At 74.6% G+C, this 22080-nt stretch carries 19 protein-coding genes and 1 riboswitch; of the genes, 14 read left to right on the top strand and 5 right to left on the bottom strand.

The window, feature by feature from the left end:
• Positions 1-87: 87 nt before the first annotated feature.
• Positions 88-264, bottom strand: a riboswitch (M-box (ykoK) riboswitch).
• 169 nt (positions 265-433) lie between these two features.
• The 4 genes from VM95_RS10695 to VM95_RS10680 all read left to right on the top strand — a co-directional run bounded on the left by VM95_RS10695 (position 434) and on the right by VM95_RS10680 (position 5504).
• The gene (locus VM95_RS10695) at positions 434-1276 is read left to right on the top strand and encodes an ABC transporter ATP-binding protein (protein ID WP_244178715.1); all 843 of its coding nucleotides are present in this window, start codon (positions 434-436) and stop codon (positions 1274-1276) included.
• Positions 1273-4065, top strand: coding sequence for an FtsX-like permease family protein (locus VM95_RS10690; RefSeq protein ID WP_052707278.1), 2793 nt, complete (start codon positions 1273-1275; stop codon positions 4063-4065). The genes VM95_RS10695 and VM95_RS10690 overlap by 4 nt, the downstream gene beginning before the upstream one ends.
• 153 nt (positions 4066-4218) lie before the next feature.
• A complete protein-coding gene (locus tag VM95_RS10685) occupies positions 4219-4599 on the top strand; it encodes a BlaI/MecI/CopY family transcriptional regulator (protein WP_045694698.1) in 381 nt (126 codons plus the stop codon).
• Entirely contained in the window at positions 4596-5504 is a 909-nt protein-coding gene (locus tag VM95_RS10680; RefSeq protein WP_045694599.1) for a M56 family metallopeptidase, read from the top strand. Before VM95_RS10685 ends, VM95_RS10680 begins: the two co-directional genes overlap by 4 nt.
• A gap of 185 nt (positions 5505-5689) precedes the next feature.
• On the opposite strand, the gene VM95_RS10675 is transcribed toward VM95_RS10680, so the two are convergent.
• Positions 5690-6649: a GlxA family transcriptional regulator gene (locus VM95_RS10675; protein WP_045694597.1), complete on the bottom strand. Its 960-nt coding sequence runs from the start codon at positions 6647-6649 to the stop codon at positions 5690-5692.
• Between the two features lie 116 nt (positions 6650-6765).
• On the opposite strand from VM95_RS10675, the gene VM95_RS10670 reads away from it, so the two are divergent.
• Together VM95_RS10670 and VM95_RS10665 are read left to right on the top strand one after the other, a co-directional pair.
• Positions 6766-7719 carry an NADP-dependent oxidoreductase gene (locus VM95_RS10670; RefSeq protein WP_045694595.1) on the top strand — a complete coding sequence of 318 codons (954 nt, stop codon included), beginning with the start codon at positions 6766-6768 and terminating at the stop codon, positions 7717-7719.
• A gap of 47 nt (positions 7720-7766) precedes the next feature.
• Positions 7767-8096, top strand: coding sequence for a DHCW motif cupin fold protein (locus tag VM95_RS10665; protein ID WP_045694593.1), 330 nt, complete (start codon positions 7767-7769; stop codon positions 8094-8096).
• A 22-nt stretch (positions 8097-8118) separates the two neighbouring features.
• On the opposite strand, the gene VM95_RS10660 is transcribed toward VM95_RS10665, so the two are convergent.
• Positions 8119-9195 carry a C40 family peptidase gene (locus VM95_RS10660; protein ID WP_045694591.1) on the bottom strand — a complete coding sequence of 359 codons (1077 nt, stop codon included), beginning with the start codon at positions 9193-9195 and terminating at the stop codon, positions 8119-8121.
• Between the two features lie 404 nt (positions 9196-9599).
• Between VM95_RS10660 and VM95_RS10655 the strand changes: the two genes are divergently transcribed.
• Genes VM95_RS10655 through VM95_RS10640 form a run of 4 tightly spaced genes read left to right on the top strand, consistent with a single transcriptional unit; the run spans position 9600 to position 15223 of the window.
• Positions 9600-11507: a methylmalonyl-CoA mutase family protein gene (locus VM95_RS10655; RefSeq protein ID WP_045694588.1), complete on the top strand. Its 1908-nt coding sequence runs from the start codon at positions 9600-9602 to the stop codon at positions 11505-11507.
• Positions 11504-13708: a methylmalonyl-CoA mutase gene (scpA, locus tag VM95_RS10650; RefSeq protein WP_045694586.1), complete on the top strand. Its 2205-nt coding sequence runs from the start codon at positions 11504-11506 to the stop codon at positions 13706-13708. The genes VM95_RS10655 and scpA overlap by 4 nt, the downstream gene beginning before the upstream one ends.
• A gap of 17 nt (positions 13709-13725) precedes the next feature.
• Positions 13726-14718 carry a methylmalonyl Co-A mutase-associated GTPase MeaB gene (gene meaB, locus VM95_RS10645; protein WP_045694584.1) on the top strand — a complete coding sequence of 331 codons (993 nt, stop codon included), beginning with the start codon at positions 13726-13728 and terminating at the stop codon, positions 14716-14718.
• Between the two features lie 25 nt (positions 14719-14743).
• Positions 14744-15223, top strand: coding sequence for an SRPBCC family protein (locus tag VM95_RS10640; protein WP_208615435.1), 480 nt, complete (start codon positions 14744-14746; stop codon positions 15221-15223).
• Here the strand turns inward: VM95_RS10640 and VM95_RS10635 are convergent.
• On the bottom strand, positions 15213-16094 hold the full coding sequence (locus VM95_RS10635) for a winged helix-turn-helix transcriptional regulator (RefSeq protein ID WP_045694581.1): 882 nt from the start codon (positions 16092-16094) through the stop codon (positions 15213-15215). The genes VM95_RS10640 and VM95_RS10635 overlap by 11 nt on opposite strands.
• Before the next feature lie 65 nt (positions 16095-16159).
• Between VM95_RS10635 and VM95_RS10630 the strand changes: the two genes are divergently transcribed.
• Both VM95_RS10630 and VM95_RS10625 read left to right on the top strand, forming a co-directional pair.
• Positions 16160-17413: an MFS transporter gene (locus tag VM95_RS10630; protein ID WP_244178714.1), complete on the top strand. Its 1254-nt coding sequence runs from the start codon at positions 16160-16162 to the stop codon at positions 17411-17413.
• Positions 17414-17586: 173 nt separating this feature from the next.
• On the top strand, positions 17587-18885 hold the full coding sequence (locus VM95_RS10625) for an MFS transporter (RefSeq protein ID WP_045694577.1): 1299 nt from the start codon (positions 17587-17589) through the stop codon (positions 18883-18885).
• On the opposite strand, the gene VM95_RS10620 is transcribed toward VM95_RS10625, so the two are convergent.
• The gene (locus VM95_RS10620) at positions 18857-19852 is read right to left on the bottom strand and encodes a hypothetical protein (protein ID WP_045694574.1); all 996 of its coding nucleotides are present in this window, start codon (positions 19850-19852) and stop codon (positions 18857-18859) included. The two genes, VM95_RS10625 and VM95_RS10620, sit on opposite strands and share 29 nt — an antisense overlap.
• A gap of 279 nt (positions 19853-20131) precedes the next feature.
• Between VM95_RS10620 and VM95_RS10615 the strand changes: the two genes are divergently transcribed.
• Positions 20132-20911 (top strand): helix-turn-helix domain-containing protein, encoded by a 780-nt coding sequence (locus VM95_RS10615; RefSeq protein ID WP_045694571.1) that lies wholly within the window; start codon positions 20132-20134, stop codon positions 20909-20911.
• Between the two features lie 34 nt (positions 20912-20945).
• Positions 20946-21464, top strand: a complete 519-nt coding sequence (locus tag VM95_RS10610) for a hypothetical protein (RefSeq protein ID WP_045694569.1) — start codon at positions 20946-20948, stop codon at positions 21462-21464.
• Between the two features lie 7 nt (positions 21465-21471).
• Here the strand turns inward: VM95_RS10610 and cyaB are convergent, their stop codons facing one another.
• Positions 21472-22044 (bottom strand): class IV adenylate cyclase, encoded by a 573-nt coding sequence (gene cyaB, locus VM95_RS10605; protein WP_045694566.1) that lies wholly within the window; start codon positions 22042-22044, stop codon positions 21472-21474.
• Positions 22045-22080 lie beyond the last annotated feature (36 nt).

Below are 22080 nucleotides of genomic sequence, written 5' to 3'. Positions count from 1 at the left end.
CATGTCTCTCGCCTCCTCCCGGTCGGGGGCGCACACGCTGTGCGCCGCATCGCGACACGGCAAGGAGCACACCGGTCCGACGGGACCGGTCCACCCCAACTCGTCAGAGCTTTGGCACTCCACGGCGTGTCCAGCCTTGCCGGCCGGAAGCCACTTGGGGTCAACCCTTAACTCGGGAAGACCTGTCCTGAACCTGGGCGTCTCTCGACGTCGTCGGGTCAGTGGCCTGTGTCCGTGAAGACGCCTCACCGAACGAGGTGCCTTTTCAAACCTCGAACAGGATAGCCCCTCCGCGGCCGGGCCGAGCGGCGTTTCCGGCTGATCCTCTACAGCTTTGTAGAACCTTGACCGAACCCGAGCCCCCTGGATGCCTTCCCGCTCTGCATATATAGTTCACCGACATATACAGCTGAACAGCTCACGAGGGGGAAGTGTGTCCTTCACCGATCCGACCGGGCCCCGCCCCGTCCTGCACCTTTCCGGCGTCACCCGGGTGCACGGGCGCGGCGAGACCGAGGTCCACGCCCTGCGCGGCATCGAACTGGCCGTCCGTCCCGGCGAGTTCGTCGCCGTCATGGGGCCCTCCGGCTCCGGCAAGTCCACCCTGCTGACCCTGGCCGGCGGCCTGGACACCCCCACCGGGGGCGAGGTGCTGGTCGAGGGCGTCACGCTCGGCACGCTCAGCCGGCGCCGGCTCGCCGACCTGCGGCGGCGCTCCATCGGGTACGTCTTCCAGGACTACAACCTGATCCCGGCGCTCACCGCCGCCGAGAACATCGCCCTGCCGCGCGAACTCGACGGCGTCCCGGGCCGCCGGGCCCGCCGCGAGGCGCTGGCCGCGCTGGAGGAGCTCGGCATCGGCGAACTCGCCGACCGCTTCCCCGACGACATGTCCGGCGGCCAGCAGCAGCGCGTCGCCATCGCCCGCGCCCTGATCGGCGAGCGCCGGCTGGTGCTCGCCGACGAGCCGACCGGCGCGCTCGACTCGGCCACCGGCGAGGCCGTGCTCGCCGTGCTGCGCGCCCGCTGCGACGCCGGCGCGGCCGCCGTGATGGTCACCCACGAGGCCGCGCACGCCTCCTGGGCGGACCGGGTGGTCCACCTGCGGGACGGCGCGGTCGCCTCGGAGAGCCGCGGGCAGCGCGCCGCCGCCTGCCCGGCCGCCGTCCACCGGCCCGGACCGGCTGCCGCCGAGAGCGGCTTCCCGGCCGAGAGCGGCTTCCCGGCCGGGACCGGCTTCCCGGTCGGGTCCGAGAGCGGCGAGGTGGCCTGGTGAAGCTCGGAGCCTGGCGGGTCGCCCTGCGCATCGCCCGCCGCGACGCCCTGCGCGCCAAGGGCCGCAGCGCCCTGATCGTCGCCATGATCGCCCTGCCCGTCCTCGGCGTCACGGGCGCCGACATCGTCCACCGCGGCGGCGAACTCACCCCCGCCGAACGCGTCGAGCGGGTGGTGGGCGGAGCGGACGCGCTGGTCACCGGGCTCGCCCCCGGCCGGACCGTCGAACAGGCACCGCTCGCCGAGGACGGGGCCTTCGTCACCCCGTCGAAGCCCGACGAGCAGCCCACCCCCGAGCAGGTCAAGGCCGGCTCCACCGACCCGGCCGCCCTGATCAGCTCCCTGCTGCCGCCTGGCAGCGTGCTCACCCCGGCCCGGCCCGGGCCGGAGACCGGCGCGACCTCCCCCGAAGGGCTGGTCCGCACCCTCACCACCGAGGCCGACCTCGGCGACCCGATCTGGCGCGGGCGGCTGAACCTGGTCGAGGGCCGCGCGCCGCGCGCCGCGCACGAAGTGGCCGCCACCCGGGCCTTCCTGGACCACGCCGGCCTCGCGGTCGGCGGCACCACCACCGTCCAGGGGCTGGAGGGCACCACCTTCACCGTCACCGGCGTCGTCGAACACCCCGGCGAGCTCGGCCGGGCCGAACTCGTCGCCCGGCCCGGCGAGTTGCTCGACCCGCTGGCCGCCGCCGACAGGACCGGCGGCAAGCCCGGCAGCACGTCCGGCGGCGCGTCCGGCGGCAGCCGGCCGGGCGGCGGCACCGCCGAGGCCACCGGCATCGAGCACGGCGCCTGGCTGGTCAAGCTCCCGGCCGGGGCCGCGCTCGACTGGGCGAAGGTCCAGGAGGTCAACCGCTACGGCTACACGCTCACCGCGCGCTCCGTCGTGCTCGCCCCGCCGCCGGAGCGGGCCGTCCCCTACTACCGGGACTCCTTCACCTACTCCGACCCCGCCACCGGCAACAGCACCAAGGTGGTCGTCGCCACCGTCACCGGCATGGCCCTGCTGGAGGTCGCCCTGCTGGCCGGGCCCGCCTTCGCGGTCGGCGCCCGCCGCTCCCGCCGCCAGCTCGCCCTGCTCGGCGCGGCCGGCGGCCGGCGCGGCCACGTCGGCGCGGTGGTGCTCGGCGGCGGCGTCGTCCTCGGCATCGCCGGGGCGGTGCTCGGCGTGGCGCTCGGCACCGGGCTGGTCGCCGCCCTGCGGCCGTGGATCGAACAGGCCGGCGGCGAACGCTTCGGACACTTCGCGCTGCCCCCGCTGGACCTGCTCGCGATCGCCGGGATCGGCCTGCTCACCGCCCTGCTCGCGGCCGCCCTGCCCGCCCTCCAGGCCGCCCGGCGCAGCGTGACCGCCGGGCTCGCCGACCGCGACACCGTCCGCGCGCCCAGCCGCAAGGTCACCCTGCTCGGCCTGCTGCTGGTGCTGGCCGGCGGCGCCCTCGCGGTGTACGGGGCCGGCGCGCTGTCGCACGGTCAGCCGGTGGTCAGCAGCTACGACGCCCGCACGCTCGCCGTGCTCGGCGGCTCCGTGGTCGCCGAACTCGGCATGCTCGCCTGCACCCCGGTGCTGGTCGCCCTGCTCGGCCGCACGGCCCGGCTCCTGCCGCTCGGCCCCCGGCTCGCCCTGCGGGACTCCGCCCGGCACCGCTCGCGCACCGCGCCCGCCGTCGCCGCGGTGCTGGCCGCCGTCGCCGGCGCCGTCGCCATCGGGGTGTACAGCACCAGCACCGACGCCGAGAACCGGCGCGACTACCGGCCGCAGGCCCCGTACGGCGCCGTCCAGCTGTACAGCCGCCTGAACGGCGGCCAACTCGACCAGCTGCGCGGCGAATTGGAGAAGCAACTGACCGGGCTCGGGCCGCGCGCGGACCTCGCCGAGGTGACCTACAAGTTCTGCCCGAACTGCTCCAGCGTCGTCCAGCTCAAGGGGCAGGTGAACTGGCGCACGCTGTCCGCGATGCCGCACCTCGCCGCCGGTGACGCCACGCTGCTGCACAACCTGTTCGACCTGCGCGACCCGGCGGCCGAACAGGCGCTGGCAGCCGGCAAGTTGCTGGTCTTCGACCGGGCGCTGATCGGCGCAGACGGCAAGGCCGTGCTCCAGCTGCGCGGAGGCGGCGGCGCGCCGCTCAAGCCCGGCGAGGTCCCCAAGCCGGACCTGCAGGAAGTGCCGGTCGACGCGGTGCTGGTCGACAACCCGGCCGCCGCGCGGTTCGCCCAGGGCCTGATGGCGCCCACCGCGCTGCCCGCACTCGGCCTGACCGCCGAGCCCACCGGCGCCGTCTGGCGGCCCGCCACCCCGCCCGACCGCAAGGCGCAGCAGCGCGCCGAGGCCGCCGCCGTCCGGCTCGACCACCACGGGCGGCTGGAGGTCGAGCGCGGCTACCAGTCCAAGGGCGACGCGCTCACCCTGGCGCTCAGCGGCTTCGCCGCCCTGGTCGTGCTCGGCGCGGCCGGCATCGCCACCGGCCTCGCCGCCGCCGACTCCCGGCAGGACCAGGCCACCCTGGCCGCGGTCGGCGCCCCGCCCGGCATCCGGCGCACCATGGCCGGCCTGCAGTGCGCGCTGATCGCCCTGCTCGGGGCGCTGCTCGGGGCGGTCAACGGCTTCGTGCCGGCGGTCGGGCTGCTGAAGTCCCGGGCCAGCGGGTTCGGCGCCAGGCCGGCGCTGATCACCGCGCCCTGGGGCGAGCTACTGCTGATCGTGCTGGTGCTGCCGGTGCTCGCCGGACTGCTCGCCGCGCTGTTCACCCGCTCCCGGGTGGCGCTGGCCCGGCGCCTGTCCTGAAACCCCCGCCTGTCCGGTAAACCCCCGCTGCCACGGCCCGCGCCGGGTGCCCACCCCCTCGGAGACGGGGGCGGGCACCCGGCGCGGGCCGTACCATGGGCGGGTTCCGCGGGCGGCCGGGTGCCCGCGGCCGGCGAGGGAGACAGGGTGGTACTGCGCGGGTTCGGCGAGCTGGAGGCCGAGATCATGGACCGGCTCTGGGGCTGGGGCCGCCCGGCCACCGTCCGCGAGGTCGTCGACGACCTCCAGCGGCACCGGCCCGTCGCGTACACCACCGTCACCACCGTCGCCGACATCCTGCACACCAAGGGCTGGCTGCGCCGCGACAAGGTCGGCCGCGCCTGGGTGTACGAGCCGACCTGCTCCCGCGAGGCGTACACCGCCCAGCTGATGCACCAGGCGCTGGAGACCACCCCCGACCGGGCCGGCGCGCTGCTGCACTTCGTCGACGGGATGAGCGGCGACGAGGCCTCCGCGCTGCGCGCCGCCCTCGACAGCGCACTCGCCCAGGTGAAGGCCCGGGACGAGGAGTGACGCTCGCGCTGCTGGGCCTCTACCTGGCGCTCACCGGCGTCCTGCTGCCCCGGCGCCTCGCACGCTCCCCCCGGATCCAGGCCCGGCTGCAGGCCCGGCCGGTGCTCGGCGCGGCGCTGTGGCTGTCGCTGATGGCCTCCTTCACCGTCGCCGTGCTGCTCACCGTCCACCACGCCGTCGAGCCCTTCGCGCACGAGCCGGCCGGGCTGGTCGGCCTGGCCGGGCTCCTGCTCCCCCGCGCCGCGCCCACCGGGCCGGTCCTGCCGCACACCCACGACTGGTGGCAGCTGGCCGCCGCCGGCACGGCGCTCGCCGCCGCGATCGGCGCGGTCGGCCTCCGGACCGGCCGGGCCCGGCGGCGGCACCGGGCGCTGCTCGACCTGGTCGCCGTACGGGACCGGCGCTGGGGCGCGCTCGTGCTCGACCACGCCCGCCCGACCGTCTACTGCCTCCCCGGCCGCCGCTCCCGCGTCGTGCTGTCGCGCGGCGCGCTGCGGCTGCTGGACGAGCGGCAGCTCGCCGCCGCCGTCGCCCACGAACACGGGCACATCCGCGGCCGCCACCACCTGTTCCGGCTGCCCGCCGACACCTTCGCGCTGCTGCTCGGGCCGCTGCCGCTCGCCCGGGTCGGGCGCGCGGAGGTGGCGCTGCTGCTGGAGATGGCGGCGGACGACGCCGCGCTGGCGGAGGTCTCGCGGGGCGAACTCGCCTCCGCGCTCTGCGCGTTGGCCTCCGGCGCGGGCCCGGAAGGGTCGCTCGCGGCGGCCGCCACCGGGGTGCTGGCCCGGGTCCGCCGGCTGGCCCGGCCGGGCGGCGGGCGGCGGCGCCGACTCGCCTCCTGGGTCGCCGTGTCGGCACTGCCCGTGCTGCCGTACCTGCTGGCCTGCGCGCCGCAGCCGTACTGAGGCCTGTCTCCGGGGCTTCCTCGGGGGCCCGGCTCGCCAGGACCGTGCTGTGGATCGTGTGGGCCGTGATCGCCGTACCGGGCTCGGACGGCAGCTGAGAGGAGCAGGAAGTCGGCCGGTCCGACCTCCTGCTCCGCGCGGGCGCGACGGCGGGCCTGGCCGAGCCGGTCGGGCCCGGCCCGGTCTCAGCTCGGGCCGAAGGTCTTCCGGTAGGCCTGGGGGCTCACGCCGGTGGCATCGTGCAGGTGTTTGCGCAGCGAGGCGCCGGTGCCGAGCCCGGAGCGCTGGGCGACCAGCGGGACGGGCCAGTCCGTCGTCTCCAGGTAGTGCCGGGCGAGGTCGAGGCGCTGGCCGGTGAGCCACTGGGCGGGGGTGGTGCCGGTCTCCTCGCGGAAGCGGCGGGCGAAGCTGCGCACGCTGGTGTGGGCGTGGGCGGCGAGGTCGGCGACCGACAGCGGTTCGGCGAGCCGGTCCAGGGCCCAGGCCTGGGTGACGGCGGTGCCGGTGGCGGAGGGCTCGGGGACGGGGCGGCGGATGTACTGGGCCTGGCCGCCCTCCCGCCAGGGCGGGACGATGCAGGAGCGGGCCACCTCGTTGGCGACCCGGCTGCCGTGGTCCCGCCGGACCAGGTGGAGGCACAGGTCGATCCCGGCGGCGACCCCGGCCGAGGTGAGGACGTCGCCGTCGTCGACGAACAGGACGTCCGGGTCGATCCGGGCGGTGGTGGACATCCGCTGCAGCCGGTCGGCCTCCCGCCAGTGGGTGGTGGCGCGGCGCCCGTCGAGCAGGCCGGCGGCGGCCAGCACGTAGCTCGCCGTGCAGATGCCCACGATGCGGGTGCCGGGCCGGATCCCGGCCAGCGCGGCGCGCAGGGCCTCGGGCAGGGTGCCGTGCTCGCGGATGTCGCCGAGGGAGTCCGAGGGCGGGATGACGACGGTGTCGACGGCGGCGAGCAGCCCGGCGTCCCGGGAGACCGCGAGGTCGAAGTCGGCGGCGCTGCGGACCGGTCCGCCGTCCAGGCCGCAGGTGGTGACGGTGTAGAGCGGGGCGCCGGCCTCGTCCCGGGCGGCGCCGAAGATCCGGGCCGGGATGCCGAGCTCGAACGGGAAGACGCCGTCCAGGGCGAGTACGCCGACGTGGTGCATGGCCGGATCCTTTCACCACCTGGCCGTCCCGCCACCACCAGGGGCCCGCGCGCACCGGCACTCTGACGACGTGCCCGATCGACCGACCGGGCCGCCCCCCCCCGGAGGAGGACGACATGCCCGACACCATGCGCGCGATCTCGCAGGACACCGCCGGAGGCCCCGAGGTCCTCCGGCTCGTGGACGCGGCCCGCCCCGAGCCGGGCCGGGGCGAGGTCCTGGTCCGGGTGCACGCCGCCGGGGTCAACCCGGCGGACTGGAAGACCCGTTCGCGCGGCGTCTTCGCCAACGGCGCCACGCCCCCGTTCACCCTCGGCTGGGACGTCTCCGGCGTGGTCGAGGCGGTCGGCCCCGGCGTGGCGATCCACCGCCCCGGCGACGAGGTGTACGGGATGCCCCGCTTCCCGCACCCGGCGGGCGGCTACGCCGAGTACGTCACGGCCCCCGCCCGGCACTTCGCGCCCCGCCCGGAGGGCCTGAGCCACGTCGAGGCGGCCGGGCTGCCGCTCGCCGCGCTCACCGCCTGGCAGGCGCTGGTGGACACCGCCGACGTGCGCCCCGGGCAGCGCGTCCTCGTCCACGCCGCCGCGGGCGGGGTCGGCCACCTGGCCGTCCAGATCGCCAAGGCCCGCGGCGCGTACGTGATCGGCACGGCGAGCGGCGCCAAGCACGGGCTGCTGCGCGAGCTCGGCGCGGACGAGACCGTCGACTACCGGACGGTCGACGTCGCCGAGGCCGTGCAGGGCGTGGACGTCGTGCTGGACCCGATCGGCGGCCCCAGCTGGGCCCGTTCGCTGCGCTCCCTGCGCCCCGGCGGCACGCTCGTCTCCATCGAGCCGCCGACCGAGGCCTTTCCGCTCGCGGAGGCGGAGGCCGCGGGGGTCCGTGCCGTCTTCGTGCTGGTCGAACCGGACCAGCAGGGCCTGCGCGAGATCTCCCGCCTGGTCGGGTCGGGCCGGCTGCGGGTGCTGGTCGACACCGTCCTGCCGCTGGAGCGGGCCGCCGACGCCCACCGCCTGGGCGAGCTGGGCCGCACCACCGGGAAGATCGTCCTGTCCGTCACGGACTGACTCTCGGAGCCCAACTCGCCCGGGCCTTCCGGGAGTAGGGTGACCGCATGAATCTCAGCGGCTTTCCCTTCACCGCCACCGACTGGAGCCAGGTCGACGAGGAGCGCAAGCCCGGCGAGGCCGGCGAGGTGACCAGCCGGGTGCGGCAGTTCGGCGAGGTCCGGGTCCGCCGGGTGGACTACAGCCCGGGGTACGTCGCGGACCACTGGTGCCGCAAGGGTCACGTGCTGTACGTCCTGGCGGGCGAGCTCGTCACCACGCTCGACGACGGCCGCGTGGTGGTCACCGGCGCGGGCGGCAGCTACCAGGTGGCCGACGACGCCGAGGCCCACCGCTCCAGCGCGCCGGACGGCGCCAGCCTGCTGATCGTCGACTGACGCCCGGGCGGGCCGCGCTGGTTCAGGCCGGGCGGACGGCGCCGACGTAGGGCATGGAGTCGATGGGGAGGACCTCGACGTTCTTGCCGGTGCGGGGCGCGTGGATCATCTTGCCGTCGCCGATGTAGATGCCGACGTGGTGGATGTCGCCGTAGAAGAAGACCAGGTCACCGGCCTGGAGGTCGGAGCGGGCGACGCGGGGGCCGTCGTTCCACTGGTCCTGGGACATCCGGGAGAGCTTGACGCCCGCGGCGCGGTAGGCGGCACCGGTGAGGCCGGAGCAGTCGAAGCTGTTGGGGCCGGTGGCGCTCCACTCGTAGGGCTTGCCGAGCTGCGCGTAGGCGAACTGGACGATGGTGGCGGCGCGGCCGCTCGCGGCGGGCGGCGGCGGGGCGTTGAGGTCGGTGCGCTGGGTGGAGCGGGAGGCGCGGTCGGCGTCGCCGGCCTGCTTGGCGGCGGCCCGGGCCTTGTCGGCGGACTCCTGGGCGTTGATCTTGGCGCGCTCCTCGGCGCTGAGCTTGTTGAGCAGCGCCTGGGCCTGCGCGAGCTTGCCCTGGACCTGCTGCTTCTCCCCCGCCAACTGCCCGCCGACCGTTTCGAGTTCGGCGAGCGTGCGGGTGGCCTCGGCGCGGTCCTGGTCGAGCTTGCGCTGTTCGCCCTGGGCCTCCTTGAGCAGGGCGGCCTGACTGCCGGCCGCCTGGTTCTGCGCCGAGGCGCGCTCCAGGTAGGAGGCCGGGTCGGAGTCGAGCATCAGCTGGACGGACGGGTCGATGCCGTTGCTGCGGTACTGGTCGGCGGCCACCGCGCCGAGCCGGGTGCGCAGTTCGTTCATCGCGGCCTGGCCGCGGACGACCTTCTCCTGGATCTGGTTGGCCTCGCCCTGGAGCTTGCGCTGCTTCTCCTGGAAGCCGTTGAAGCGCTCGATCGCCTGCTCGGCCTCCTCGTTGAGCTTGTCCACCTGCTCCTTGACGGTGGCGAGGCTGGGCGCGGGCTCGGCGTGGGCGGTGCCGGCGGCGAGCACGGCGCCGCCGGCCACGGCCGTGGTGAGGACCGCCAGGCGGGCCCGGCTCGGGGTGCTGGGCTTGCGGCGCTTTCCCATGGCGGCGGGCTCCTTCGCGGAACGGGGCATGACGGGGCACGACGAAGGCGGGCGGAGACGCACGGGGGGAGGACGTCCCCGACCCACCTTCTTCGAAGTAACTTAATAGATGGGTGGCGGGGTTCCGCAATCCCCCTCGATCCGGGCCCGGTCCGGGATCGATCCGGGCTCGGTCCAGACCTGGTCCAGACCTGCCCCGCCCCGCGTCCGATCCTGCGTCGACGACCGATCCCGCGCGGTGGCACTGCCGTTGACCTCGGGTGTCACCCGTTCGCCCACGCCCGACCGCTGCCCGCGACGGGCGGCAGTTCCGCCGGATACACCTCGGGCCGGGAAAGTGGCGAGGGCAAGGTCACACGGGGTTCCCCTCCAAACCCGCCACACGCGTTCGCTACCCTGCGCACATGAAGGTCCCGCCCGAAGGGCTCCCCCTCGCCGCCGAATTCCCGGCCGCGCATCGTGAGCAGTGGCAGCAGCTCGTCCAGGGTGTGCTGCGCAAGTCCGGCGCCCAACCCGAGGACGGCGCCGCCGCCGAGCAGGCACTCAGCACGACCCTGCCGGACGGCCTGCGCGCCCGCCCGCTGTACACCGCCGAGGACACCGCGGCCGAACCGGGACTGCCCGGCTTCCCGCCGTTCGTCCGTGGCGGCCGCCCCCAGGGGTCCGCCGCCACCGGGTGGGACGTCCGCCAGCGCCACAACGACCCGGACCGCGCCCGCACCAACGAAGCCGTCCTGGCCGACCTGGAGCACGGCGTCTCCTCGCTCTGGCTGGAGCTCGGCGGGGACGGCCTGCCCGTCGCCGCGCTGCCCGAGGCGCTCACCGGGGTGTACCTGGACCTCGCCGCCGTCACCCTCGACGCCGGACCCGAATTCGCCGACGCCGCCCAGCGGTTGTTCAAGCTCTACGAGGAGCGCGCGGTCTCCCCCGCCTCCGCCGCAGGCAACCTCGGCGCCGACCCACTGGGCCTGCAGGCCCGCACCGGCGACACCGACCGCACCGACACGCTGCTCGCCGCAGCCGTCGAACTCGCCGCCCGCTGCACCGCCGAGTACCCGCAGCTGCGCGCCCTCACCGTCGACGCGCTGCCGTACCACGAGGCCGGCGCCTCCCCCGCCCAGGAGTTGGGCTGCTCGCTGGCCACCGGCGTCGCCTACCTGCGCGCGCTGACCGCCGCCGGGCTGTCGGTGGACGCCGCCCTCGGCCAGCTGGAGTTCCGCTACGCGGCGGACGCCGACCAGTTCCTGACGATCGCCAAGTTCCGTGCCGCGCGCCGCCTCTGGGCCCGCGTCGCCGAGGTGTCGGGCGCCTCCCCGGAGGCCTCGGCGCAGCGTCAGCACGCCGTCACCTCCCAGGTGATGATGACCGCCCGCGACCCGTGGGTGAACATGCTGCGCACCACGGTGGCCTGCCTCGCCGCCGGGGTCGGCGGCGCCGACGCCGTCACCGTGCTGCCGTTCGACTCCGCGCTCGGCCTCCCCGACGCCTTCGCCCGCCGGATCGCCCGCAACACCCAGTCGGTGCTGCTGGAGGAGTCGCACCTGGCCCGGGTGATCGACCCGGCCGGCGGCTCCTGGTACGTCGAGCAGTTGAGCGAGGAGCTGGCGCGGGCCGGCTGGGCCTGGTTCCAGGAGATCGAGCGGGCCGGCGGCCAACAGGCCGCGCTGGCCTCCGGGTTGGTCGGCGAGCGGATCGCCGCGACCTGGGCCGAGCGGTCCGTGAAGCTCGCCAAGCGGCGCGAACCCGTCACCGGCGTCAGCGAGTTCCCGCACCTGGACGAGCAGCCGCTGCTCCGCGAGCCGGCCCCGGCCGGGCTCGGCGGCGGGCTGCCGCGGGTGCGCCGGGCCGAGGCGTACGAGGCGCTGCGCGACCGCTCGGACGCCGTCCTCGCGGCGACGGGCGAACGGCCCAAGCTGTTCCTCGCCTCGATCGGCACCGCCGCCGCGCACACCGCGCGCACCACCTTCGCGGCCAACCTGTTCCAGGCCGGCGGCATCGCGACCGTCGCCGCCGAGGGCACCGACCCGGCCGCGTTCGCCGCGGCGTTCCGGGAGTCCGGCGCGACCGTCGCCTGCCTGTGCTCCAGCGACGCCCTGTACGGCGAGCACGCCGCGTCGATCGCCGAGGCGCTGAAGGCGGCCGGCGCGCGGCGCGTCCTGCTGGCCGGCCGGCTCGGCGAAGTCCCCGCAGGGGTGGACGAGTTCATCTTCGCGGGCGGCGACGCCGTCGCCGTCCTCGGCTCCCTGCTCGACCAGATCACCGGCGCGGACGGCGCCGACGAGAACGCCGACGACACCGAGGTGGCGCGATGATCCCCGACTTCACCGGAATCGGGCTGACCGGCGACGCCCCCTCGGACGTCACCGAGGCCCAGTGGCGGGCCGCCTGGCGCGAGTCCACCGGCAAGGACGCCGACGAGCAGGTCTGGGAGACCCCCGAGGGCATCGGTGTCAAGCCGCTGTACACGCCCGCCGACCTGGCCGGCCTGGACTTCCTGGAGACCTACCCCGGCGTCGCCCCGTACCTGCGCGGGCCGTACCCGACCATGTACGTCAACCAGCCGTGGACCGTCCGCCAGTACGCGGGCTTCTCCACCGCCGAGGAGTCCAACGCCTTCTACCGCCGCAACCTCGCGGCCGGCCAGAAGGGCCTGTCGGTCGCCTTCGACCTGCCGACCCACCGCGGCTACGACAGCGACCACCCGCGCGTCACCGGCGACGTCGGCATGGCGGGCGTCGCCATCGACTCGATCTACGACATGCGCCAGCTGTTCGACGGCATCCCGCTGGACCGGATGTCGGTGTCGATGACCATGAACGGCGCGGTGCTGCCCGTCCTGGCGCTGTACATCGTCGCGGCCGAGGAGCAGGGGGTGCCGCCGGAGAAGCTGGCGGGGACCATCCAGAACGACATCCTCAAGGAGTTCATGGTCCGCAACACCTACATCTACCCGCCGCAGCCGTCGATGCGGATCATCTCGGACATCTTCGCGTACACCTCGCAGAAGATGCCCCGGTACAACTCGATCTCCATCTCCGGCTACCACATCCAGGAGGCCGGCGCGACGGCCGACCTGGAGCTGGCCTACACCCTGGCGGACGGGGTGGAGTACCTGCGCGCGGGCCTGGACGTGGGCCTGGACGTGGACGCCTTCGCGCCGCGGCTGTCGTTCTTCTGGGCGATCGGCATGAACTTCTTCATGGAGGTCGCCAAGCTGCGCGCGGCCCGCCTGCTGTGGGCCAAGCTGGTCAAGCAGTTCGACCCGAAGAACCCCAAGTCCCTGTCGCTGCGCACCCATTCGCAGACTTCCGGCTGGTCGCTGACCGCGCAGGACGTGTTCAACAACGTCACCCGCACCTGCGTGGAGGCGATGGCCGCGACCCAGGGCCACACCCAGTCGCTGCACACCAACGCGCTCGACGAGGCGCTGGCGCTGCCCACCGACTTCTCCGCCCGCATCGCCCGCAACACCCAGCTGCTGCTGCAGCAGGAGTCGGGCACCTGCCGGGTCATCGACCCGTGGGGCGGCTCGGCGTACGTCGAGAAGCTGACCAACGACCTCGCGGCCCGCGCCTGGCAGCACATCCAGGAGGTCGAGGCGGCCGGCGGCATGGCCAAGGCCATCGACGCGGGCATCCCGAAGATGCGCGTCGAGGAGGCGGCCGCCCGCACCCAGGCGCGGATCGACTCCGGCCGCCAGCCGGTGATCGGCGTCAACAAGTACCGGGTGGAGAGCGACGAGCAGATCGACGTGCTCAAGGTCGACAACTCCTCGGTGCGCGCCCGGCAGATCGAGAAGCTGCGCCGGCTGCGCGCGGAGCGCGACGAGGCCGCGTGCCAGGACGCCCTGCACGCGCTGACCCGCGCCGCCGAGGCCGGCCCGCAGCGCGGCGGCTCGCTGGACGGCAACCTGCTGCACCTGGCCGTCAACGCGGCCCGGGCGAAGGCCACCGTCGGCGAGATCTCGGACGCCCTCGAAAAGGTGTACGGCCGCCACTCCGGCCAGATCCGTACCATTTCCGGTGTGTACCGAGACGAAGCGGGACCCTCCGTCCCCCTCCAGCGCACCCGCGACCTGGTCGAGCGGTTCGAGCAGGCCGAGGGCCGCCGCCCGCGCATCCTGGTCGCCAAGATGGGCCAGGACGGCCACGACCGCGGCCAGAAGGTGATCGCCACCGCCTTCGCCGACCTCGGCTTCACCGTCGACGTCGGCCCGCTGTTCCAGACCCCGGCCGAGGTCGCCCGGCAGGCCGTCGAGGCGGACGTGCACATCGTCGGCGTCTCCTCGCTGGCCGCCGGACACCTCACCCTGGTGCCCGCGCTGCGCGCCGAGCTCGCCGAGGCGGGCCGCGAGGACATCACCATCGTGGTCGGCGGCGTCATCCCGCCGCAGGACTTCGACGCCCTGTACGAGGCGGGCGCGGCCGCGGTCTTCCCGCCCGGCACGGTGATCCCGGAGGCGGCCTACGACCTGCTGAAGTCGCTGGCGGCCGGCCTCGGCCACGAGCTGTGAGCCGGAGTCTCTAGGGCATGCCACCGCGGACGATAGACCTCGACAGCTACGTGACGGGTGTCCTCGACGGCTCGCGCGCCTGGATCGCGCGGGCCGTCACCCTCGTCGAGTCCACCCGGCCCGACCACCGCGCGCTCGCGCAGCAGCTGCTCGTCCGGCTGCTGCCGCACGCGGGCGGGGCGGTCCGGGTGGGCATCACCGGGGTGCCCGGTGTCGGCAAGTCGACCTTCATCGACTCCTTCGGCACCATGCTGACGGGCCTCGGGCACCGGGTCGCGGTGCTCGCCGTCGACCCGACGTCCAGCCGGACGGGCGGGTCGATCCTCGGCGACAAGACCCGGATGGAGCGGCTGGCCGTCGACCCGGCCGCGTTCGTCCGGCCGTCCCCGACCTCGGGGACGCTGGGCGGGGTCGCCAAGGCCACCCGGGAGTCGATGGTGGTGATGGAGGCCGCCGGGTACGACGTGGTGCTCATCGAGACGGTCGGCGTCGGGCAGTCCGAGACGACCGTCGCCGGGATGGTCGACACCTTCCTGCTGCTCAGCCTGGCGCGCACCGGCGACCAGCTGCAGGGCATCAAGAAGGGCGTGCTGGAGCTCGCCGACGTCATCGCCGTCAACAAGGCGGACGGCCCGCACGAGCGCGACGCCAAGGCGGCCGCCCGTGAACTCGCGGGCGCGCTGCGGCTGTTGCAGGCGCCGGACGCGGCCTGGACGCCGCCGGTGCTGACCTGCAGCGGGCGCGACGGCGCCGGGCTGGACGTGCTGTGGGAGCGGCTGCAGCAGCACCGCAAGGTGCTGGACGCCACCGGCGCGCTGGCGGCGAAGCGGCGCGACCAGCAGGTGGAGTGGACCTGGTCGATGGTCCACGACCAGCTGTACGCGCGGCTGCACGAGCACCCCGAAGTGCGGCGGCTGGCACCCGAGTTGGAGGCCCAGGTGCGGGCCGGCACGCTGCCGGCCGGGCTGGCGGCGCAGCAGCTGCTGGACGGGTTCTTCGGGGCGGGCTGAGCGCGCGCCCCGGCGGGCGGTTCGGGTGCGGCTGCGCGCCCGAACCGCCCTTTTCGGCTACCACCACGCGGAGGACACCATCGCCACCATCGTGCAGGACGTCGTGATCGAGGCCGACGCGGACGAGGTGTGGGCGGCCGTACGGGACGTCGGGGCGGTGCACGAGCGGCTGATCCCCGGATACGTGCTGGACACCCGGATGGACGGCGACGTCCGTTACCTGACCGTCCCCGGCGGGGCCGTCATCCGGGAGCTGATCGTCGGCGTCGACGGCGGGCTGCGGCGGCTCGCGTACTCGGCCGTCGAGGGGTTCAGGCTCCCGCTCACCCACCACCACGCCGCGTTCCAGGTCGTGCCCGAGGGCCCGGGCCGCTGCCGGCTGGTGTGGACCACCGACGTGCTGCCGCACGCGATGGCGGAGCAGGTGCGGTTGCGGGTCGAGCGGGGTGCGCAGGTGATGAAGGAGACGCTGGAGCGGGCGGCGCGCCGGGACTCTACGGCGTGAGACCGTCGAGGATCGCGAGGGCGTCCTCGACCGAGCCCGCCGGGTCGGTGACCGGGTAGAGGACGCCCCGGACGGTGCGGCCGGCGTCGAGGACGAGGGTGAGCCGCTTGAGGCGCTCGGCGCCCGCCGCCCGGAAGGTGGGCAGCCGCAGGGCCGCCGCCAGCTGCAACTCGGCGTCCGACAGCAGCGGGAACGGGATCCGCGCGTGCTCGCCGAACGCCGCGAGCTGGTCCGGGCGTTGGGTGCTGACGCCGTACACGGCCGCGTCCCGGGCGGTGAACTCCCCCATCCGGTCGCGGTAGGTGCAGGACTCCAGCGTGCAGCCGACCGCGCCGGGGATCTCGCCCCAGCCGGGCGGGTGGCCCATGGCGCCCGGGGCGTAGGCGCCGGGGTAGCAGTAGAGCACCGTCCAGGCGCGGCCCGCCGCGACCGGATCAGCCCGGCCGCCGGAGGCGGCGGCGAGGTCGAGCTCCGGCAGCCGGTGGCCGACCAGGGCCGACACCCGGCGGGTCTCGGCGGAGTCGGCGGTGCTGGTGGCCGAGAGCGTGCCGTCGCCGAGCACGTACCGGCCGCCCCAGTCCTGCAGGGCGACCAGGACGGGCAGCAGCGCGCGCCCGCGCTCGGTGAGGTGGTACTCGTAGCGCGGCGGGTGCGGGTGGTAGAGCCGCTTCTCCAGCACCTCGTCGGCGACCAGGGCCTTCAGGCGTTCGGTGAGCACCTTGCGGCTGATGCCGAGCGCGTTCTGCAGCTCGTCGAAGCGGTGCATGCCGCCGGCGACGTCCCTGATCAGGAGCAGGGTCCAGGCGTCCCCGACGACGGCCAGGGCCTGGGAGATGGCGCAGTCCGGGTCCGCCGCTTGATTGTGCCGCATGGGTATCGATTATAGTGAGTTCCCTAAAGGAACTCACTCGGGAGTTCGCTGACATGGGGGTGGACGTGGCAGACGTGGCGACCAGACCAAGGGCGGAAGCGGTACGGCCGGACGGCGCCGGGCTGTTCTGGCGCTACTGGACGGCCTCGACGATCAGCCGGCTCGGCAGCCAGGTGACGACCGTCGCCCTGCCGCTGATCGCCGTGGTCGTCCTGCACGCCTCGGCGTTCGAGGTCGGCCTGCTCACCGGCGCCTCCTTCGTCGCCTGGCTGCTGATCGGCCTGCCGGCCGGCGTCCTGGTCCAGCGGCTGCCGCTGCGCGGCCTCCAGGTCGCGATGGACCTGCTCCGCGCCGCCGCCGTCGCCTCGGTGCCGCTCGCGGCCGCGTTCGGCGCGCTGCGCATGCCGCAGCTCGTGGCGGTGGCGCTGGTCGTCGGCCTCGCCAACGTCGTCTTCGACGTCGGCAACTCCGCCTTCCTGCCCGCCGTCGTCCCCAAGGAACAGCTCACCTCCCGCAACAGCCTGGACTCCGCCAGCCACGCGGCGACCGACCTCGCCGGGCCGTCCCTGGGCGGCGTGCTCGTCCAACTCCTCGGCGGCGCCGCCGCGATGCTGCTGGACGTGGTCAGCTACCTGGCCTCGGCCGCCCTGCTGCGCAGCCTGCCGCGCGGCGAACGCACCCCCGGCCCGCGCGCGGGCGGCGCCGGCATGCGCGAACAGATCCGCGAGGGCTGGCGGTTCGTCGCCCGACACCCGCTGATCCGGCCGTGCGTCGCCTCCGCCACCGCCGTCAACTTCGTCTGCGGCGCGCAGATGGCCCTCACCCCGGTGTTCCTGGTCCGCACCCTCGACGCGCCCGCCGCCGCGGTCGGCGCCCTGATGGCCACCAGCGGCCTCGGCAGCCTGCTCGGCGCCGCCCTCACCCCGCGCGTCGTCTCCCGGCTCGGCGGCGCCGGCGCGGTCCGCTGGGGCGCCGCGGCCGCCGCCGCCTTCGCCGTCCTGCTCCCGCTGGCCGGATCCGGCTGGGCGACGCTGGTCTTCGCGGTCGGCAACGCCGGGTTCTCCGGCGGCGTCGTGATCTTCAGCATCGTCACCCGCACCCACCGCCAGACCCACACCCCGCCGGAGCTGCTGCCCCGGGTGATGGCCACCGTCCGCTTCGTCTCCTGGGGCGCCATCCCGGTCGGCGCCCTCGCCGCCGGCGCCGCCGCCTCGGCCTGGGGCACGCGCACCGCCCTGCTGGCCTTCGCGCTCGCCTGCGTGGCAGCTCCCGCGATCCTGCTCGCGAGCCCGGTCCGCCGGGTGCGCGAGCTCGCCTGACGGCTGCCGGACCGGCCCGCACGGGGGGCGGGCCGGCCCGGCAGCCAAAGGCTCGCGCGGGGTGGTGGGCCGTCACCCACCACCCCGCGCGTGGGCTTGCCCCGTCGCCAATTCGCCACCTTGACCGTCCAGTTGTTCGAGCCCGGTGGAGTGCCGCTGTTAGCCTGCGTGACATGATCAGGATGCGATCCAGCCAACGGGCGCGCGGTGGGCCGGACTTCGGGCCGCAACGGGCGCTGATCGCCGCCAGTTTCGTCAGCCGGGTCGGGAACGGGCTGTTCAACACCGCGGCCGCCCTCTACTTCACGCTCGTGGTGCACCTGCCCGCCACCCAGGTGGGGGTGGGGCTGACGATCGCCGGCCTGTGCGGGCTGGCGGCCGGCATCCCGGCGGGGAACCTGGCCGACCGGTACGGGCCGCGGCCGGTCTGGCTGACGGCGCTCGCCGTCCAGACCGTCGCCATGGCGACGTTCGTCCTCATCGACAGCTGGCTCGCGTTCACGCTCGTCGCCACCCTGGACCGGCTGGCCGGCACGGCGGCCGGCGCGGCGGGCGGGGCGATCGTCTCGCGGATCGGCGGTGAACGGCCGGCCGCGTTCCGGGCCAGGCTGCGGACCTACGTCAACCTCGGCGTCGTCCTGGGCACCCTGGGCGCGGCCTTCGCCGTCCAGATCGACACCCGGCCCGCCTACACCGCGCTGATCCTCGCCAACGCCGCCAGCTTCGCCTTCGCCGCACTGATCGGGCTCCTCCGCATCCCCGCCTACCGGCCGCTGCCCCGGCCCCCGGGCCACGGCCGGCTGGCCGTCCTGGCCGACCGGCCGTACGTCGCCTTCGTCGCGCTCTACAGCGCCATGGGCCTGCAGTACCAGACGGTTTCGCTGCTGCTGCCGATCTGGCTCAGCGCCCACACCGACGCGCCGCGCTGGACGGTGGCCGCCGTCTACGCGATCAACAGCGGCGTCTGCGCGCTGCTGCAGAGCCGGCTCGGTTCACGGGTGGAGACCCCGCGCCAGGGCGGCCGCGCGTTCCGGATCGCCGGGCTGCTGTTCCTGCTCAGCTGCCCGCTGATGGCCCTGACCGCCGACGTTCCGGCGTGGGTCGCTCCGGCGATCGCCGCCGCCGCGGTGTGCGTCCACAGCGTCGGCGAGGTGTGGGAGTCCTCGGGCGGCTACGCGCTCGCGTTCGGCCTCGCGCCCGACCACGCCCAGGGGCAGTACCAGGGCCTCTTCGGCATCGGCTTCGACGCGGGCCAGGCGCTGGCGCCGGTCGTCCTGACGGGCCTGGTCCTCGGGCTCGGGCACGCGGGCTGGCTGCTCCTCGGCGTCTTCTTCGCGACCGTGGGCGCGGCGGGGCCTCCGGTCGCCGCCTGGGCCGAGCGGACCAGGCCGGCGCGAACTCCCGCGCAGGAGCGGCCGGATGAGTCCCCGCCGCTGGAGACGACTACGGACGGCGTACCGGAACACCGGTAGCGCCGTACGCCTCGGCCATCGCGCGGAAGGACCGCTTGGGGGCGAGCTCGCCGTCCGGCATCACCTTGCACACCCCGTAGGAGGCCAGGTCGAGGTCGAAGCGCGGGTCGGCGTGGTGCGGGTACTCGTAGCCGGCGAAGGTGAACCAGAAGGCGGTGTCCACGCCTTCCTCGTCGAAGACCGCGAGCATCTCGCGCAGATAGCGGGCCTGTTCCTCCTCATCGCGGACGTAGTCGCCGTTGATGCGGGGCGGATCGGCGTCGTGATCGACGACGTCCACCCATCCCATGCCGCCGCGCTCGGCCGCGCCCCGGTAGGTGCAGCAACCGAACTCGGTCGCCGCGAGCGGCTTGCCGTACCGGAAGTACTCGCGCAGGCCCTGCCGGAAGGCGTCGCTGGAATCGCCGTACGCGTCCGCACTCACGATGTCGAAGGGCGCCCAGTCGACCTGCTCCCACGTTCCGGAGGCGTAGGTGATCCGTCCGCGGAACCGTGCGCGCACCGTCGCCGCGATGTCGGCCAGCAGGGGGTTCAGCCGGGCGGGCACCTCGGCGAGCCCGGCCAGCGCCTCGGGGTCGCCGCCGGCCAGGGCGTCGATCCTGGCGAGGCTGTCGGCTCCGGGGAGGATGCCGGCGGCGAACAGGCTCAGTTCGCAGCCGGTGACGAAGACCTCCGCGCCCACCTCCTGGGCGTGGTCGGCACAGGTGGCGAAGTAGGGCAGCAGCTCCTCGGCGGACAGCTCGCACGGGAACGGGGAGAACCACACCTCCAGCCCGGCATCGGCGGCGTGCCGGGCCGCGAGGGCCAGTCGCCCGGGGTCGCCGCCGGTGATCCGCACGGCGTCGCAGTGCAGCTCGTCCGCGATGACGCGGATCTCGCGTCGCACCGCGTCGGCGTCGAAGACGGGCCGCGAACTCCTCCCGCCGGGAGTGAAGCCCGTGTCGTAGGTGATGCCTCTGGCTCGCATGGGATGCTCCCGACAGTCGTGTTCGGCGATAGTCGTGTTCGGCGACAGTCGTGTTCGGCGACAGTCGTGTTCGCCGATCGGAGCCGAACGTTAGGCACGAGTCGAAATGCCGGTCAACGGCCAGCTCCTCGGAACCGCACTCTTTGCCCTGGTCAGCCACGCAACCGTCGAGTGCAATGACAGTGATGGTCAACGCACGCCGGAGGAACGGGTGTTGCAACGATCGGCGACCAGTGCGCACACTGGGTGCCGAGACGACCGAGTCAGAGGACCGACCCGATGCCAGGACGCAGGCTGACCAGAGCCGACCGGCAACAGATCGCCGCGGGGCTGGCGCAGCGCCTGAGCTACGCCGACATCGCCAGACGCCTGAAGCGCCCCGCCTCGACGGTGAGCCGCGAGGTCACGCGCAACGGCGGACCCGCCCGGTACCGCGCGGAACTGGCACAGCTCGCGACCACCCGCCGAGCCCGGCGCCGGCCACAGCCCCCCGCCCCGGTGCGGCGGACCGTCGAGCAACTCGGCCCCGACCCCGCCGCAACGGCCGCGTTCGTCACCGACCTCACCACAGCGCTCGTCGAAACCGGCCTCCCGCGCACCGCCGCCCGCGTGATGGCCTGCCTCTTCACCTCCGAGACCGGCAGTCGCACCGCCACCGAGATGGCGCAGCACCTGCGAGTCAGCGCGGCGACCGTCTCGCACGCGGTTCGCCTGCTGGAGGGGCAGGAACTGATCCGCCGCGGTCGCGACGACGGCGGCCGCCGCCACCGGTACGTCCTCGACGACAAGGCGGGCCTGCGGACGGTCGCGGCCAGCGTCGCCGCCAACCAGCGGTTCGCCGCCACCGCGCTGCGCGGCGCCGAACTCTTCGGAGCCGAGACCGCCGCCGGATCCCGGCTCGCCCTGGCAGGCCGATTCCTCGAACGCCTCGGCGACGACCTCATCCGGTCCGCCGAGAAGCACTGGCGTGACGTGGTCGGTGACACCTCCGCGCACCCACCGGGCGGCGGCCGTCCTCCGGCCAGCGCGGGCCTGGACCGCGATTCTGACACCCCGTAGGGTTCCGGTACCGACGACCCGGGGAGAGGCGCGCATGAGCACGTACAGGGAGAAGGTCGAAAGCCGACTCGCGGGAGAACTCCTGCCCGGCGAGGTCGTGCGCGAGGCCGTGCCCGCCTTCCGCATCGGCGGGGTGCGCAAGGTGATGACCGTCGGCGCGGCCGGGATCGGCGGGCTCGCCGCGGCGGCGGGGTTCGCGCTCGCCACACGGCAGGGCCGGCCCGAGGCGCCGTCCGTCCCGATCGGCACGCCGAGCCGCTTCTTCCTCGCGTCGAGCTCCCGGCGGGTCGCCGTGTTCACCCTCGGCGGGATCGTGAAGGCCGCACCGGGGAAGCTGGTGCACTCGTGGCCGCTGGACCGGATCGCCTGGATCAGCGAGCCCGAGCTCGTCCCCGGCATGGCGCAGGCGCTCCGGGTCCGGATCGGCATAGCCGACGAGGGCGTCCTCGGCGTCGAGTTCCCCAGGCTCAACGTCGAGGCCGGGCGCTACCTGGTCAAGCGGCTGCTGCGCGACCTGGAGGAACTCGACCAAGACGGCGGGGACGCCACCTGACGTTCCCTCACGGCCGCCGGGCCGCCGCGACCGCATCGGTGTACAGCTCGGCGGTCAATTCCTCCTCACCGATGCCGAGTTCACGCAGAACGGCCCGGACCGAGGCGAGCGCCGGCGCGACCTCGACCTCGGTGTCGGCCACCGTCTCCACCTCGATGAACGTCTCGTCCCCCAGCTCCGGAACACGGACGAGCGTGGCCAGCATGCGCCGCCCGTCGCGCTCGAAGGAGTAGTTGCGGCACCGCTTCTCGAACGCGAGGCGCGGGACGAAACCCAGGCCCCGGACGATCTCGTGCATCGCCTCGGCGTCCTCCACCCGGGTCTCGGCCTCCGGCTTCGAGCCGGAGGCCGCATCCACCCGGGCGCCCTTGTAGGTGAGCATGGTGCGCGTGTCGTCGTCCGGCCCGTGCACGGTACGGATGCGGAGCTCGCGGTCGGCCTCCATCAGGCTGCCGTCCGGCGCGTCGTAGTACGTGTCGCGGTACACCTCGGCCCGACCGGCACCGCGCCGCTCCTCCAACTGGGCCAGCACACCCTCCGGGTCGCGCACCGCTGCCTTGAGCTCCGCTTCGATCGCCATGTCGCTTCCCTCCGTCAGATCACAGGCTCGGCGCCG

Source organism: Streptomyces rubellomurinus (assembly GCF_000961885.1).
Lineage (GTDB): Bacteria > Actinomycetota > Actinomycetes > Streptomycetales > Streptomycetaceae > Kitasatospora > Kitasatospora rubellomurina.
This window is presented reverse-complemented; position numbering and strand designations above follow the sequence as displayed.